Genomic DNA, 13,707 nt, shown 5'->3' on the forward strand with positions numbered 1-13,707 from the left:
ACATTTCTAATAACGGTGTATTACTTTAGTGGTTTCTCTTTTTTTACTTATAACAGTAATTTCAGCTAAACCGGCCTCTCTTCATTTATGAGGCATTTCTTTCTCAATTCTACACATCACTTTAATAACTTCGGCAGCATTTATGGTATTGATTACACAAGCCACTGAAGCACTTTACATACATTTCCGCCTCTAATCACACACCTTTCTTACTAGTAATCGCATTTTTTATATTTTCTCCAGAGATAATAAATTTTCTCTCGACGCCCTCATTATAACGTGTATATTTATAAAATTAATATTTTTATATTTTCAGATTTTTTTACCAGGAAAAATTTTCAATATATAATGAATTTCAGCCATAATGCAGTAATTTTTTCCATTTTTTTAAGATATACCAGTTACTTAATGCATTCCACCTCATACGCTAAAACTATTGTAATAAATAATTAATGAATACATTTCCAAAATAGAAAAATAAATTTTCGGGATATATATTATCAATACCGAATTTATATACATTTATTGGAAAGTGATATCTCTTTTCCACCAAAGTTTTCTATAAGAATTGAACTCATTTTTCGGACAATACGTTTTTTAACTTGATGACAATAAGGAAACCCGCTAGCATTTTACAAAAACTACGCTAAGCCGAAAAATATAATAAGCCCCCCATATGGAAGGCTTATTTACAAAATAATCATTGTCTATTTTTATTGATTCTCTTCGTCTCTTTTATACTCCAAAATATCACCTGGTTGACAATTCAAAGTCTTACATATCGCTTCTAATGTTGAAAAACGAACCGCTTTTGCTTTCCCGTTTTTCAAAATAGAAAGATTTGCCATCGTAATCCCAACCCTCTCTGAAAGCTCCGTTACGCTCATTTTTCGTTTTGCTAACATCACATCAATATTAATAATGATTGCCATATCCTCCACCTCAGACCGTTAAATCATTTTCTGATTTTATATTAATAGCTTCTTGTAAAAGTCTTTGTAGAACAGCAGCAAAAACGGCAATTACCATAGAGGCGAAAATAATAACCAATCCAATTGGTATAAAACTTGGAGGGTCAACTCTTGCCGCCATAAGATAGTAGAGTGGCATACCTAGCAAGTACAAGGTACTAATCGTGATGGCACTGTATTTAATATTCTTTAAAGCCTTTACCGATAATTCCGAGAACGCTTCGTTCTTATCAATATAGCTTAAAAGTTTAAATGCTTGATACAGAGCAAGGTAAAAAGGTATCGCTGCCGCGTACATATCGATTAAAACGAGAGATTTCATATAAGCAATATTTGGATACAATTCTCCAGCAAAATCCCCAATCTTAGGCACTAAAAATATGCACAATACAAGGACTAGGATTCCTATAAAAATAATAGCTAGCTTTAAAAAGAGTGTCGTAACTTGTTTCATAAAAGCACCTCGCTTATTTAATAACAAAATGATTTTATCACACCATTTATTGTTTAACAATAAATATTAGTTGTTTTTTATTATATTATTATTGTTAATATAATATCCTTTTCATTTCAACAAAAATAAAAAGCATTTCTCATTACAAAGAAATGCTTTTACTTTAAAATATTAATTTTATAAATCATGTTATTGAATTTCTCCTGAACTCCCTGATTTAATGGGTTTTTTTCACACAAAACAATTGATTTTATCACAACTAAAGATTCCAAAAAAAATTATATTTAATATAATTTTTAAACTCCCCCATTCACTAGCTCGTTTATCGAATTTAATTTTGAAGAAAGCTTGATAAACCATTCTTCATCCCCTGTTAATAATGCAAGATCTATAAGATAAAGGATTTGTTCCTTGTTTATTGCTTTTGATTCAGGGAGTTTTTTTACGTGTTTACTTAAAAAGGACATTGTTCTACTTATTGTATCTCTGTTGTCACATTTAACAACATTAACCTTAACTACTTCCCCTACATGATCAAATGATTCAATATAACCAAGTATTAATTCACCCTCTACTGATATTCCTCGAACCCAATCTCCTACTTTTAAAACAGGATTATTTGACATCATACTTTTTCACCTTCCTACAAATGATTTTAGAATTAATTTATTAGGATTCGTTCCTCGTTTTTTAGAGACGACAAACAAGATAGACAAAACAACTCGAACTGTAATATTTTCCATTACATTTAGATATTAAGAACTCCACGGCCATATAGAAATTAAGCCGTTTATCGTTCTTGATTGATTAGATCGACTACTTCTTTCATCGTATAGTTCTTTAAATATTCACCTAGATGTTCTTCAGCACCTAAGAAAATAGTGAAAAGAACTTTTCGCATATTCGAACCTACAATACACTGGTCATTCGATTCTGGACATTTAGGTTGCAAAGCACCTTCTGAGGTTATTTGATAAATATGCCAGAGATTAACTTCACTTAAATCTCGAGCGAAAATAAAACCTCCACCAATTCCCTCTTTTGATTGTATAAACTTATGTTTTTTTAACAAACTTAGCACTTTGCGAATGCGTACTGGATGAACACCTGCACTTTCTGAAATAGCATTGCTTGTTGACATCCGGTCTGGCTGTAGTGCTAAATAAGTTAAACTGTGAATGGCCAAGGTAAAGTCACTGTTCATGGTCTTCCTCCTACGATATAAATTGCTAATCACTTTCCAACTTACTGTAACTATAAATATTACAGATAGGTTTGTCAAACGTTAAGATTTATAAATAATTTTTACTATGAAGAAATACATTCATTTATATTCTATACGAGCTCACCGATGTCTATTAGTTACATTTATCTTTTTGAACTACCTATTATCATTTATGTTTTTTAAGTCTAAAAATAATTTTAAAAATCCCACTGTTTCTTGACTTGTTCTTCTGCCAACTGTTTAATTTTTGTCCAGATTGTATCTTTGCTCACAATAACATTTGTTTGATAATTTCTATTTTTATAATTCACTGTAACGCATACTTCAATCATCTCTTGCTTCCTCCTTTCAAAAAAATTTCACTTATTTATATTTAATCCCTGAAAAGTTTTGGATTTAGCTAGAATCTCTAACCTATAACTTCATTTTTTAAATAATCAAACTTAAAAACCCCACTGTTTCTTAACTTGATCTTCTGCCAATTGTTTAATTTTTGTCCAGATCGTATCTTTGCTCACAATAACATTTGTTTGATAGTTTCTATTTTTATAATTCACTGTAACGCATACTTCAATCATCTCTTGCTTCCCCCTTCCAAAAATTCCCTTTAAGAAATATTACTTATTAATTAGCCAACTTTTGCAATTCTATGTTCAGAACTGTTCGAACGCTACGTGGTAAAAATTTACGAATTTCTTCCTCGTTAAAACCAATCTGCAATCTTTTTTCATCCAACATTATTGGGCGGCGCAACATTTGAGGATACTCAATTATTAATTTATAAAATTCATTAAGCGATAGCGCCTCGATATTTATATTTAATTCCTGAAAAATTTTGGATCTAGTTGAAATAATTTCAGTAGCCCCTTCTTCAGTTAAACGAAGAATTGATTTAAGTTCATCGACTGTAAGAGAGTTTGATACGATATTTTTTTCGGTATAATCAATTTGATTCTCTTCAAGCCATGCTTTTGCTTTTCGGCATGAACCACAGCTTGCTGTCGTATATAAAATCACCATATTTTATTCACTCCTTTAATGTTCTTTATCAAACGTACAATTATTTTAAATATGGATTATTGAAATGTATTAAAAAAAATTACAGTTTAGAATCAAATTCACGTAATGTTATTTATTCGACAATGTTTAATTTATCTCAACTATCCGTTTCCTTTTAAAATGATGCTTTCATACAATTACTGTATCTACATTTTACAGACGATGACAACTTACTTCTTAAAACTATACTGTAATTTTAAACTTTACAGTTAGATTAATCAACTGTTAAGTCTTGGATTAAATCTATCAACGTAACAAATCGTTTTCTTTTGTGTGAATGTCCCCATAGTTATTATTCTCACCAATTTCAAATGCACTTCAAAGTATATTATACTCATTTCTTGCTTACATGTGCTATTATGGAATATATTTAGCACAATAAATAGTACGCACTTTAAAGTGTTATAGGCACTAAAAAGAAATAATTTTAGTATTCAAACGTATGTAGGCCCAAAACTGTCATCTAAATTCATCAAAGGAGTTTTTTTATGAAAACATATAATATTCCTGTAGAAGCGACTTTAGAAGTTATTGGTGGAAAGTGGAAAGTTGTTATCCTTTGTCATTTAAAAAAAGGAACAAAAAGAACGAGTGAATTAAAACGTTTAATGCCTGGTATTACACAAAAAATGTTAACACAGCAATTACGTGAACTGGAAGAAGACGATGTAATCCAAAGAAAAGTATATGATCAAGTACCACCGAAAGTAGAGTATTCTTTAACAGATTACGGTTCATCTTTAGGAGCCATACTCGATTCCCTCTGCGCTTGGGGAGAAGGTCATCTTGAAAAAAACGGGAACACATCCATGCTTATTACAGCTGATGAATAATAAAGTGAAACTTTAATCAGTGGGGGGTGTTCACCCCCCACTGATTATTAGCCTTCACCAATCGGGCTTTTATGGGCAGTGAGACTCCCACCTAACCTCTTTGCTTTCGCTGAATTTTGAGGTGGGAGTCTCACTGCCCTCAAATAGCGGGATACCTATTCCTCTATTTGTGTAAATTCTACCGAAGACATAAAAAAAGGTTGAGACACTACTTGCCTCAACCTTTTTTATGTCTCTTTATAACTTTTTGCGGTAATAACTGTTTCAAATTCAAAGGTTTCTGGTAGATGATCGGCATAAGAGTACTCGAATGTGCGTCCATCCGTTAAGTAGGCCACTTGTTCAACTCTCATTAGGAAATCTTGATTTGTTAAGTTCATAAACTGCTTTTCTCGATCATCTGGTCGAACTCCTTTAACCCTGACAACGGATGTCCCTACTTCAAAACCAAGTTTATTTTGAATGTGTGAGTATATCGATTCCTCTAAAACGGAAGCTTCAACACCTGGGATGACCGAAATCGGCATCCACGTATGCTCCATAATCGTCGGAATGCCGTGGATGATTCGAAGGCGGATGATTTTATAGACGAAATCACCGATTAAAACTCCCAATTTTTCAGCAACAATTTCATCGGCACCGACAATCGTAAACTCGATAATTTTACTTTCTACCTCACTGCCGTAAACAGCTTTCGTACCTGTTAAAGTTTGAATCATTCGTGCCTTTTCCTGTTGACGCCAATCTTGAACCACGGTTCCACTTCCACGCCTGCGGATGATGTAGCCATCTCTGACTAACAAATCCAGCGCTTTTTTAATAGTAAGTGCTGAAACGCTAAATTCTTCAGCAAGGACGGGGCTACTCGGGATTTTTTCGTTAATTTTATATTCGCTGTCTAAAATTTGCTGTTTAATTTTTTGGTAAATGCCGAGGTATTTTACTTGTGTTGATCCACTTGCCATTTCCATACCTCCTTTATACTGTATTCCCTCTTCTATTCATTCAAATGTAAAGCCTCAAGTTTGTAAACAGAAGGTGATGGAGCAGCAAATCCGTTTTCCAAGATTTCAATATTCGTTACTGCTTCTTCGTCTTTCACAAGTTTTGGTGCACCATTTACGATTGTTTCATACGCTGCATCATAGAAACGACCGTAATCACCAAGCGGCGTTTTAATTTGTTTTTCAATCCAATCACCGTTTGCGTTACGATATTTAGCAATTCCATAGTACATCGGCGAATCTTCACCAAATCCTGCACTCTCAGGCATAATACCCGCTTTCAGATCATTTTCCTGCTGATCTTCACCGTATTTAATAAATGAACCATTTGTTCCATGAACGATAAAGCGTGGATAATCTTTCGCTACGACATGGTTCGTTTTCAGCTTAATCTTCAACTGATTTCCGTAATGTAGACCAACATCGAAATAGTTATCAACCGCACCTTCCACTTCATTATTACGAATATCGTATGTCACCGTATTTGGACGGCCGAATAGTGAAATCATGCGGTCCATCGTATGAATACCTAAACTGTAAAATGAACCTTCTTCTTTTGGAGCTTCATGAGTGATTGAACCTGGACGGAAATAATCAATATGTGATTCAATCTCAATAATATCACCAAGGAATCCCTGTTCAACTACTTGCTTCACAGCTAAAAAATCACCATCAAAACGGCGGTTTTGATAAGGCATAACGACTACGCCTTTCTCTCGTCCTAATGCTAATAATTCTTTGGCGTGTTCTACTGTATCACAAAATGGTTTTTCAACGATAACTGATTTTCCAGCTAATATAACTTTTTTTGCTAATTCATAATGCGTATGTGCTGGCGTACAAATTGTCACAACTTGAATTTCTTTGTCATTCAACAATTCGTCTAAATCAGTAGTGAAGTAAACACCTTTTCCCTCATATGGAGCCGATAATTTTTCATTTATTTGACGTACAAAAATTGTTTTTACTTTTATATTATTACGTGTCTTTAGATAAGGTAGGTGATAACGGTTAGCTGATTTTCCAAATCCAATAAAGCCCATTGTTAATGTCATGTTCTTCAACTTCCTTGCTCATAAATTTTCGTTTCTATATTTATTATATATTTTTATGATAAAAAGTATATAGTTTTATTTTTGAAATTATATATTAAATAAAAAGTCAGGATAAAAATCATTTCGATTTTCATCCTGACTTTTTACTATTTTTGTGTAATACCAAACATTAATTTTTTTAATTCGCACGTTCTCTATTTGTCTTTCTTTAAATGACAAAGAATAACTACTTTCCACGAATAATTTCTAAAGTTTCCTCCACAGGAATAGTGTGTGTCTTCATGTAAAAACCCCTTTAATAATTTTATAAAACAAATAAGCTAAAATATTTTAATATTACTTTTAAGTATCTATAGCACTTTAAAGTACGTACTTTTCATTATGTAAAATACATTTCATAATAGCATTTGTAAGAGTTGCATAAGTAATTCAGTAGTAAATATTACCTATGTTATCTTTTAGGTATCCATCGTACTTTAAAGTACTTACTTTTTTAACTGTTTCAATACTTTTATCATGCATTTTGCCGGACGATGAAATGGCATGTTTTAATTTTCACATCCATTCACAATGATTAATTAATTTTTAAATACATTTTAGGAGGATATCTATAATGAGTAAATTACTAAAAGAAAAAATCGGTTTTGGTACAGCTCCACTAGGGAATATGTACCGTAATATCCCAGAAGAAGAAGCAATCGCTACAGTGGATGCTGCTTGGGAGAATGGCGTTCGTTACTTTGATACAGCTCCACTTTATGGATCTGGATTAGCGGAAATCCGTCTTGGTGAAGCACTATCAAAAAGAAATCGTGATGATTACTTTTTAAGCACGAAAGTGGGTCGAACTATTTCGGATGAGCTAGAAGATCCATCTGCACGTGATTTAGGTGAAAAAGGCGGACTTTTCGAATTTGGTCGTAAAAATAAAATGATCAATGATTATAGCGCAGATGCAACACTTCGTTCTATCGAGCAAAGTTTGAAACGTTTAAAAACAGATCGTCTAGACTTTGTTTTCATTCATGATTTAGCACAAGACTTTTATGGCGACGAGTGGATTTCACAATTTGAAACGGCTCGAACAGGGGCATTCCGTGCGCTAACACGTTTACGTGAAGAAGGAGTCATTAAAGGTTGGGGACTTGGAGTAAACAAAGTAGAATCAATTGAACTTATGCTTGATTTGGAAGAAGCGAAGCCAAATATCTCCTTGTTAGCTGGTCGTTATTCACTATTAGACCACGGGCGTGCCTTGCAACGAGTAATGCCTGCAGCTGTTAAGCATAATATGGATATTGTTGTTGGTGGCCCATACAGCTCAGGTATTCTTGCTGGAGGTGCTCACTTCGAATATCAAAAAGCATCACCAGAAATTATTGCAAAAGTTGAGAAAATCAAAGCTCTTGCAAATCGTCATGAAATCAGCATTAAAGCTGCTGCTTTACAGTTTTCATTGGCTAACCCAGCGGTTGCTGCCGTTGTTCCTGGTGCAAGTAAACCGGAACGAATTGTAGAAGACCAAAATGCATTAAACACAGTAATTCCCGCAGCATTCTGGGAAGAAATGCGCGAACAAAAACTAGTAGCACCTAATGCACCACTACCAATCAACGTAAAATAAAGTGAAACTTTAATCAGTGGGAGCATCCCCCACTGATTATTTCCCCGCAAATAGCGAGTTAAAAAGGAGCATAATAAATATGGCACATACTACTACATCTATGACAATTTTCGGTTCCCTTGAACAAGTATGGCAATTAATCGGAGGTTTCAACTCCCTTCCAGACTGGTTACCTTATATACCTAGCAGTAAATTAACTGAAGGCGGTCGTGTACGTCACCTAGCTAATCCAGATGGTGATACGATTATAGAACGCTTAGAAGTATTCAATGAGAAAGAACGCTACTACACGTATTCAATCATGAATGCACCATTCCCAGTCACTAATTATCTATCTACAATCCAGGTGAAAGAAGGTACTGAAAGTAACACATCGTTAGTAGAGTGGTCTGGCACTTTCACCCCTGTAGAGGTTAGTGATGAAGAGGCAATAAATCTGTTTCATAGCATCTACAGCGATGGACTGAAAGCATTGCAGCAAGCATTTCTAGATTGAGCTACTAAAAACAATGAAAAGCAAAGCGATATCGCTTTGCTTTTTTATAAAATCCCTTTTAACTTTTCATCAATCAACTTCGCTACATACTCATACCCTTCTGGTCCAAAGTGTAGCCCATCTCTTTCATCATTTTCTACAAATGTTTTATAATTCCGTTCTTGAATCATTTCAGCATACAAATTTAGAAAATAGCTTCCTGTTTCTTTCGCCACTTCCTCTACCACGTCTGCATACTGACCGAGCACTTTATTTGTTCTATTATGCTGTCTTTCTTCATCAACTGGTGCAGGACTAATAAGCAGTACTTTACCTGACGAAATATGGTTCACAATCTTCTCTAAATTTTCTTTGTATGTTTGTAATGACCCTTGTGAAAAAGAAACTGCATCATTCGTGCCAAGAAAAACTGTTACGAAATCTGGTTTATGTGATAATACATCTTCTTCAATCCTATTTAACGCATCGAATGTATTATCACCTGGAACACCTGCATTCACCACTTCCCAATTTGAGAATATCCTTTGTAACCTTGGTGTTAATCTAGGTGTACCATCAAAAAATACATCATCAGCTGTAATACTATCACCGAAGCATACTAACGTTTTCATTAGACTTGCTCTCCTTTTACGTATGAAATAACTTTCCTTCTACCGCCCTAATATATCTTTCAGCAGAACGTTCCACTGCCTCATTTGCATTCTCTTTTACTACGCGATGAAAAGCGTTGTATAAACGATTAAACTGTAACGGCTTCACTCGATTCACCATTTCTTCCACTTTTCTCGCTGGTAATGGAATTAAGTTTGGATAGCTGTACATAAAACTTACCCATCGCTCATCCGCTACAACTTGAATAATATCACCTGTTAACAAAATTCCTTTTCCATCATTACCTTCTTCCCAATGTAAGACAGATCCACCTTTAAAATGACCTCCTAGACGATGAATGACCAATCCATCAGCTAATTGTAAAGACTCACCAGACCAATAAATAATACGACTACTCGGGCGCATCACCCACTCTTTATCATCTTCGTGTATATAAATTGGTACATCAAATGTCTCTGCCCATTCTACTTGCGTTGAATAATAATGAGGATGAGACAATGCAATTGCATCTAATCCGCCAAGCTCTTTTATTTTCGCAATTGTCATTTCATCTAAATAAGTAATGCAGTCCCATAGTAATCGATATGATTCTATTTTCACTACAAATGCTGTTTGACCGATCGCAAACCCTGGTTTGGTCGTAATACTATAAAGCCCGTTTTCTTCTTCGATTATTTCATTTTTATATGTATCACTTATTTGCAAGTTTTCTAAAGTCGTCCAAGACTGCCCTTTCGGATTCACATATTGCCTTTCTTCATCACAAATATGACAACTCACCGGTTCCTCTACACTCGCTGCATACTGCACACCACACGTTGTACAAACGAAATTTTTCATCCTAATTCCCCCTATCCCTATATTTTTATTAAGCTGATTTTTGTTGATACTGATCTGCTTTTTTATTTTCAATTAATAAACTTATATAAGTAAGTAAATAAACAGCTGTAACCGACAATGGAATCACCGTAAATCCTTTTTCTGCAAACAGAATCCCGCAAACTGACGTCACGAATACAGTCCCTACTGACAATAGACCATAACTTTTGCTTTCATAAATCCATACGTACGGGATAAAATGAACACCTATTAACATTGCTACTACAAAAGGTAACCATTCTGGAAATTGAAAATAGGCAAGTAATACAAGCGGAATATTCAATACATTTATCCCACCAATTAATCCTGCCAAAATCCCTAACGGATTTCCTTTCGCAAACATATCAATTTTCAATATAGCAGCTATCATTAAGCCGAAAGGAAACACACATCCCATACCGATTAAATATACCCACACCACTTGTTTTTCAGAAAGAACAAAGCCCGTTATACTCATAACCATCCAAAATAAAACACCAGCTAATATAATCGGTAATCCTCTCTTCGTTTTGATTGCTAAATCCTTTTTCGCTTCTGCAATATTCATCTCACCATCTCCCCAAAAATATTTGTGCTATAAAGTAGTCTCAACCTCGCCCATCCAATAACGCCAAGCTGCTAAATAATCTTCTAAATCTTTCGGGTGGTGTCTTAAACACGTATCTATCCGCAAATATAAACCTATGACCATTTCTTCATATAAATTACGGTCTTCTCTATGAAATACACTTTGTTTCATCACATAATCAATTGCTTCTTTCGTTAAATCTTCCGGAGTTGAACAAAACGCGTAAATTAAATCGTATATAGGATCTCCTAATACTGGTAAAGGATCAATTACTCCATGTAACCTATTCTCTTGAACTATAAAATTATGGAATCCGAAATCGCCATGTAATAAAAATGGCTCATCTATTCCAGCCCCTCTATTCGGACTATTTGCTAACTTAAAAACAAGTCTACATTCTTCATCACTTATGTACGACTTTACATTTTCGTGAGCTTCCATCACAGTTACTGTTAAAAATTCATTCCAAGATTGAACCGTACTGTCCTTCCATCCCCAGCCACTCACCTTTGGAACTTTTTCATACTTATTGATAACGTCCTTTACAAGTTTGCACAGTATACTTCGTTTATGGCCAGATTTGCACGAAGTAGTCCCCTCAAGAAATGAATAAACAATATATCGACTTAACGGATCCTTATATAAAAGCTTTGGAAACGCATCATTCTTTTTATAAAACTGAAGAAAATAAGCTTCTTCACGTATTACATCCGATTCATTCAGTTTTACAACGTATTGTTCATCCAACAAATATATTGTACTTGTCGTTCCCCCGTTCAAACCTTTCATGTTTTTTGGATAATGTAAAATAACCTTCTCTTTAACTAGTTGTGCAGCGATTATTGAAATGTCCATTCCCTCACCCTTACACTCTGAATATTCCCTTAATTCAAAAGGAAACTTTACTATTATTTGACAGACATAAGGGGATTCCTCCCACCCATCTTAATATAACAAATTACACTTTCATTACTTCATCATATAATTCATTCCATTTATGATATTGCGATGCGATTTCTTTATTCCAAATGATCTTCATTTAATCTAGTAATTTCTATTGCACGATCTCTCTCTTGTAATTTACGAGCCAAACTTTCTACACCAAACACTTCTGTAAATGTGTGGCTACCTACTATTAAGTTGATACCTTTAAATTTTGCATGTTGCACTGTATATAATGTTTTTTCTCCTGTTATATACGTATCACAACCTTTTTCTAATGCTCGCTCAATCAAATTTGTATTGTTACCTGCACCAGTTAAAATCGCAATCCGTTTTATTGGTTTATCGTGATTCCTCCAGCTCTTCACTTTCTCTTCCATTCTTTCTTCAAGTTTTTCAACCAAGTTTGAAAATGCAATCGCTTCTTCAAATTCTCCTATTCCAGGTAATTCCTCTTCCTCATACGTAGAGTATTCTAGAATTGTATCTATCCCCATTTCATTAAATAATGACGTACACGTACCAAATTCAATAAAATCTAACGGCAAATGAATCCAAAAATGATTCATTTCATATTGTTTTAATTTCTCAATACAAGCCTCTTCCATGCCAAACAAAAAATTCCAAGGAGCATGATGTGTAACTATCATATCGACTCCATTTTTATACGCTTCCTCAATCGTCTCTAGTGTCAAATTTGTTGTGTAACCGATTTTGTGAAACTCCTCTTTACTTATATGAGTATAACCATATTCATCATCGCCGTATTTATGAAGATGCTCTCCAAATAGCGATTTTATATGTTCGTTAAACTGCGTTATATTCATTTTCATTTCTCCTTTCATTTACTTTTATATTTCATAAATAAGGAAATACTAAATAACAACGTTACATACATATAGGAGGACAATATGAAACCTGAATTTTTAAAAGCTGTACATGATGCGATTGGAAATGTCGAACACATTCATATAGAAGAAAGTGGCGCAGACAGTTTACTTATTCACCACGATGATGCGCAGCAATTAAAACAAGTTGCTGAGACTTTAGAAAATAATAATTTTCGCTCCGCTTTAAGAACAACGGGAAATGCTTCATATATTGAAGTGTTGAATAGATAAGGAGAAGTCCCGGTTATATGCCGGGCTTTTTCTAACCCTCATTAAAAATTTTATAATAAAGCTCTATCTCCGTTTTAAACAAACAATTATTTCTCCAAAATATCCTCTGCATCTTTTCATTCGACGTATGTGTGCTCCCAATATAATAGGTAGCACCCATTTCCTTTAACATATGTAGAGATTGAAGATGCAGTTGGGAAGCAATTCCTTTCCCGCGACAATAAGGCATTACCCCAAAATAAAATAATCGCCCTTCACTTTCTGTTCCAGATTCTATATGCGGTATGGACATACCAATTGGCTCATTTTTATCATAAAAAACAATACATGACTTTTCCCTGCCCTTACCTAACTCTGTTTGCACTGAATAAAAATGCTCATCGATAGTTAAAATTGAAGTTTGATTTCCTGAATTCAACATACATTGCTTCCAAATGTATTTAAATTCTTTTTCTGATAAGGTTTCTTCTATTGAACAATATGTATATTGTTTTTCAAGCGCCTCTACATTGTTTAACCCTCTACACACTTCTATTTTTGCTGCGTGCAAAGAAAAACCTGCATCAAGTAACACTCTCGTACTTGAGTTATAACCATTAAACCTTTTGTTTAATACAATACTCGCTCTTTTTAACTCCCAGTTAAAACAAACCTCTTCAAATCTACATATCTTCTCTGTATAAGTTTGTACATCATAAAATACATCCTCTTCTATTTCTTCAATTGTGACTGCATTTGGTAAGCCATTTAATATTTTTTTAGAAGAGCCAAATAAATTTTTGATAACTGTAAGATCGTTCTTCACCACTTCGTTTCCCCTACCCCTGGTTCAATACATTCACCTGAAGTTTCATTTATATCTCA

General features: G+C 34.1%; 19 protein-coding genes. 4 read left to right on the forward strand and 15 right to left on the reverse strand.

The window, feature by feature from the left end; all coding sequences use genetic code 11:
* Positions 1–713: 713 nt before the first annotated feature.
* From BTOYO_RS03070 to spxA, 7 genes are all read right to left on the reverse strand, one after another.
* The gene (locus BTOYO_RS03070; RefSeq protein WP_000974630.1) at positions 714–932 is read right to left on the reverse strand and encodes a helix-turn-helix domain-containing protein; all 219 of its coding nucleotides are present in this window, start codon (positions 930–932) and stop codon (positions 714–716) included.
* Positions 933–942: 10 nt separating this feature from the next.
* Entirely contained in the window at positions 943–1,425 is a 483-nt protein-coding gene (locus BTOYO_RS03075; protein ID WP_000815889.1) for a DUF2975 domain-containing protein, read from the reverse strand.
* A 296-nt stretch (positions 1,426–1,721) separates the two neighbouring features.
* Positions 1,722–2,054, reverse strand: a complete 333-nt coding sequence (locus BTOYO_RS03080; RefSeq protein WP_000987479.1) for an IDEAL domain-containing protein — start codon at positions 2,052–2,054, stop codon at positions 1,722–1,724.
* 161 nt (positions 2,055–2,215) lie between these two features.
* On the reverse strand, positions 2,216–2,629 hold the full coding sequence (gene saiR / locus BTOYO_RS03085) for an Rrf2-family transcriptional regulator SaiR (protein ID WP_001083461.1): 414 nt from the start codon (positions 2,627–2,629) through the stop codon (positions 2,216–2,218).
* A gap of 218 nt (positions 2,630–2,847) precedes the next feature.
* Entirely contained in the window at positions 2,848–2,982 is a 135-nt protein-coding gene (locus BTOYO_RS03090) for a BA3454 family stress response protein (protein ID WP_000573526.1), read from the reverse strand.
* 111 nt (positions 2,983–3,093) lie between these two features.
* Positions 3,094–3,228 carry a BA3454 family stress response protein gene (locus BTOYO_RS03095; protein ID WP_000573525.1) on the reverse strand — a complete coding sequence of 45 codons (135 nt, stop codon included), beginning with the start codon at positions 3,226–3,228 and terminating at the stop codon, positions 3,094–3,096.
* 46 nt (positions 3,229–3,274) lie between these two features.
* A complete protein-coding gene (gene spxA, locus BTOYO_RS03100) occupies positions 3,275–3,670 on the reverse strand; it encodes a transcriptional regulator SpxA (protein WP_000236192.1) in 396 nt (131 codons plus the stop codon).
* A gap of 527 nt (positions 3,671–4,197) precedes the next feature.
* Here spxA and BTOYO_RS03105 point away from each other — a divergent pair.
* The gene (locus BTOYO_RS03105; RefSeq protein ID WP_000860824.1) at positions 4,198–4,542 is read left to right on the forward strand and encodes a winged helix-turn-helix transcriptional regulator; all 345 of its coding nucleotides are present in this window, start codon (positions 4,198–4,200) and stop codon (positions 4,540–4,542) included.
* Positions 4,543–4,769: 227 nt separating this feature from the next.
* On the opposite strand, the gene BTOYO_RS03110 is transcribed toward BTOYO_RS03105, so the two are convergent.
* Together BTOYO_RS03110 and BTOYO_RS03115 are read right to left on the reverse strand one after the other, a co-directional pair.
* Positions 4,770–5,507: a GntR family transcriptional regulator gene (locus BTOYO_RS03110; RefSeq protein WP_000146293.1), complete on the reverse strand. Its 738-nt coding sequence runs from the start codon at positions 5,505–5,507 to the stop codon at positions 4,770–4,772.
* 32 nt (positions 5,508–5,539) lie between these two features.
* Positions 5,540–6,601: an oxidoreductase gene (locus tag BTOYO_RS03115; RefSeq protein ID WP_000176605.1), complete on the reverse strand. Its 1,062-nt coding sequence runs from the start codon at positions 6,599–6,601 to the stop codon at positions 5,540–5,542.
* Between the two features lie 613 nt (positions 6,602–7,214).
* Here BTOYO_RS03115 and BTOYO_RS03120 point away from each other — a divergent pair.
* Together BTOYO_RS03120 and BTOYO_RS03125 are read left to right on the forward strand one after the other, a co-directional pair.
* The gene (locus BTOYO_RS03120; RefSeq protein WP_000040531.1) at positions 7,215–8,225 is read left to right on the forward strand and encodes an aldo/keto reductase; all 1,011 of its coding nucleotides are present in this window, start codon (positions 7,215–7,217) and stop codon (positions 8,223–8,225) included.
* 79 nt (positions 8,226–8,304) lie between these two features.
* The gene (locus BTOYO_RS03125; protein WP_000951541.1) at positions 8,305–8,721 is read left to right on the forward strand and encodes an SRPBCC family protein; all 417 of its coding nucleotides are present in this window, start codon (positions 8,305–8,307) and stop codon (positions 8,719–8,721) included.
* Positions 8,722–8,765: 44 nt separating this feature from the next.
* Here BTOYO_RS03125 and BTOYO_RS03130 read toward each other — a convergent pair whose 3' ends face one another.
* From BTOYO_RS03130 to BTOYO_RS03150, 5 genes are all read right to left on the reverse strand, one after another.
* A complete protein-coding gene (locus BTOYO_RS03130) occupies positions 8,766–9,332 on the reverse strand; it encodes an SGNH/GDSL hydrolase family protein (protein WP_000855188.1) in 567 nt (188 codons plus the stop codon).
* 16 nt (positions 9,333–9,348) lie between these two features.
* Positions 9,349–10,173 (reverse strand): MBL fold metallo-hydrolase, encoded by an 825-nt coding sequence (locus BTOYO_RS03135; RefSeq protein ID WP_000788159.1) that lies wholly within the window; start codon positions 10,171–10,173, stop codon positions 9,349–9,351.
* 28 nt (positions 10,174–10,201) lie between these two features.
* Positions 10,202–10,759 carry a DUF7010 family protein gene (locus BTOYO_RS03140; RefSeq protein ID WP_001017279.1) on the reverse strand — a complete coding sequence of 186 codons (558 nt, stop codon included), beginning with the start codon at positions 10,757–10,759 and terminating at the stop codon, positions 10,202–10,204.
* A gap of 27 nt (positions 10,760–10,786) precedes the next feature.
* Positions 10,787–11,635: a phosphotransferase gene (locus BTOYO_RS03145; RefSeq protein WP_000355231.1), complete on the reverse strand. Its 849-nt coding sequence runs from the start codon at positions 11,633–11,635 to the stop codon at positions 10,787–10,789.
* A 164-nt stretch (positions 11,636–11,799) separates the two neighbouring features.
* Entirely contained in the window at positions 11,800–12,549 is a 750-nt protein-coding gene (locus BTOYO_RS03150) for a Nif3-like dinuclear metal center hexameric protein (protein ID WP_001027988.1), read from the reverse strand.
* A gap of 84 nt (positions 12,550–12,633) precedes the next feature.
* Between BTOYO_RS03150 and BTOYO_RS03155 the strand changes: the two genes are divergently transcribed.
* Positions 12,634–12,843, forward strand: coding sequence for a hypothetical protein (locus BTOYO_RS03155; protein ID WP_000801649.1), 210 nt, complete (start codon positions 12,634–12,636; stop codon positions 12,841–12,843).
* 31 nt (positions 12,844–12,874) lie between these two features.
* On the opposite strand, the gene BTOYO_RS03160 is transcribed toward BTOYO_RS03155, so the two are convergent.
* A complete protein-coding gene (locus BTOYO_RS03160; RefSeq protein ID WP_000240317.1) occupies positions 12,875–13,651 on the reverse strand; it encodes a GNAT family N-acetyltransferase in 777 nt (258 codons plus the stop codon).
* Positions 13,652–13,707 lie beyond the last annotated feature (56 nt).

Origin of the sequence: Bacillus toyonensis BCT-7112, assembly GCF_000496285.1 — a bacterium.
In the GTDB taxonomy this organism is placed as follows: domain Bacteria; phylum Bacillota; class Bacilli; order Bacillales; family Bacillaceae_G; genus Bacillus_A; species Bacillus_A toyonensis.

Coding starts and splice junctions, on each gene's coding strand:
- BTOYO_RS03070 (WP_000974630.1), bottom strand. CDS start 932: ATGGCAATCATTATTAATATTGATGTGATGTTAGCAAAACGAAAAATG.
- BTOYO_RS03075 (WP_000815889.1), bottom strand. CDS start 1,425: ATGAAACAAGTTACGACACTCTTTTTAAAGCTAGCTATTATTTTTATA.
- BTOYO_RS03080 (WP_000987479.1), bottom strand. CDS start 2,054: ATGATGTCAAATAATCCTGTTTTAAAAGTAGGAGATTGGGTTCGAGGA.
- saiR (WP_001083461.1), bottom strand. CDS start 2,629: ATGAACAGTGACTTTACCTTGGCCATTCACAGTTTAACTTATTTAGCA.
- BTOYO_RS03090 (WP_000573526.1), bottom strand. CDS start 2,982: ATGATTGAAGTATGCGTTACAGTGAATTATAAAAATAGAAATTATCAA.
- BTOYO_RS03095 (WP_000573525.1), bottom strand. CDS start 3,228: ATGATTGAAGTATGCGTTACAGTGAATTATAAAAATAGAAACTATCAA.
- spxA (WP_000236192.1), bottom strand. CDS start 3,670: ATGGTGATTTTATATACGACAGCAAGCTGTGGTTCATGCCGAAAAGCA.
- BTOYO_RS03105 (WP_000860824.1), top strand. CDS start 4,198: ATGAAAACATATAATATTCCTGTAGAAGCGACTTTAGAAGTTATTGGT.
- BTOYO_RS03110 (WP_000146293.1), bottom strand. CDS start 5,507: ATGGCAAGTGGATCAACACAAGTAAAATACCTCGGCATTTACCAAAAA.
- BTOYO_RS03115 (WP_000176605.1), bottom strand. CDS start 6,601: ATGACATTAACAATGGGCTTTATTGGATTTGGAAAATCAGCTAACCGT.
- BTOYO_RS03120 (WP_000040531.1), top strand. CDS start 7,215: ATGAGTAAATTACTAAAAGAAAAAATCGGTTTTGGTACAGCTCCACTA.
- BTOYO_RS03125 (WP_000951541.1), top strand. CDS start 8,305: ATGGCACATACTACTACATCTATGACAATTTTCGGTTCCCTTGAACAA.
- BTOYO_RS03130 (WP_000855188.1), bottom strand. CDS start 9,332: ATGAAAACGTTAGTATGCTTCGGTGATAGTATTACAGCTGATGATGTA.
- BTOYO_RS03135 (WP_000788159.1), bottom strand. CDS start 10,173: ATGAAAAATTTCGTTTGTACAACGTGTGGTGTGCAGTATGCAGCGAGT.
- BTOYO_RS03140 (WP_001017279.1), bottom strand. CDS start 10,759: ATGAATATTGCAGAAGCGAAAAAGGATTTAGCAATCAAAACGAAGAGA.
- BTOYO_RS03145 (WP_000355231.1), bottom strand. CDS start 11,635: ATGGACATTTCAATAATCGCTGCACAACTAGTTAAAGAGAAGGTTATT.
- BTOYO_RS03150 (WP_001027988.1), bottom strand. CDS start 12,549: ATGAATATAACGCAGTTTAACGAACATATAAAATCGCTATTTGGAGAG.
- BTOYO_RS03155 (WP_000801649.1), top strand. CDS start 12,634: ATGAAACCTGAATTTTTAAAAGCTGTACATGATGCGATTGGAAATGTC.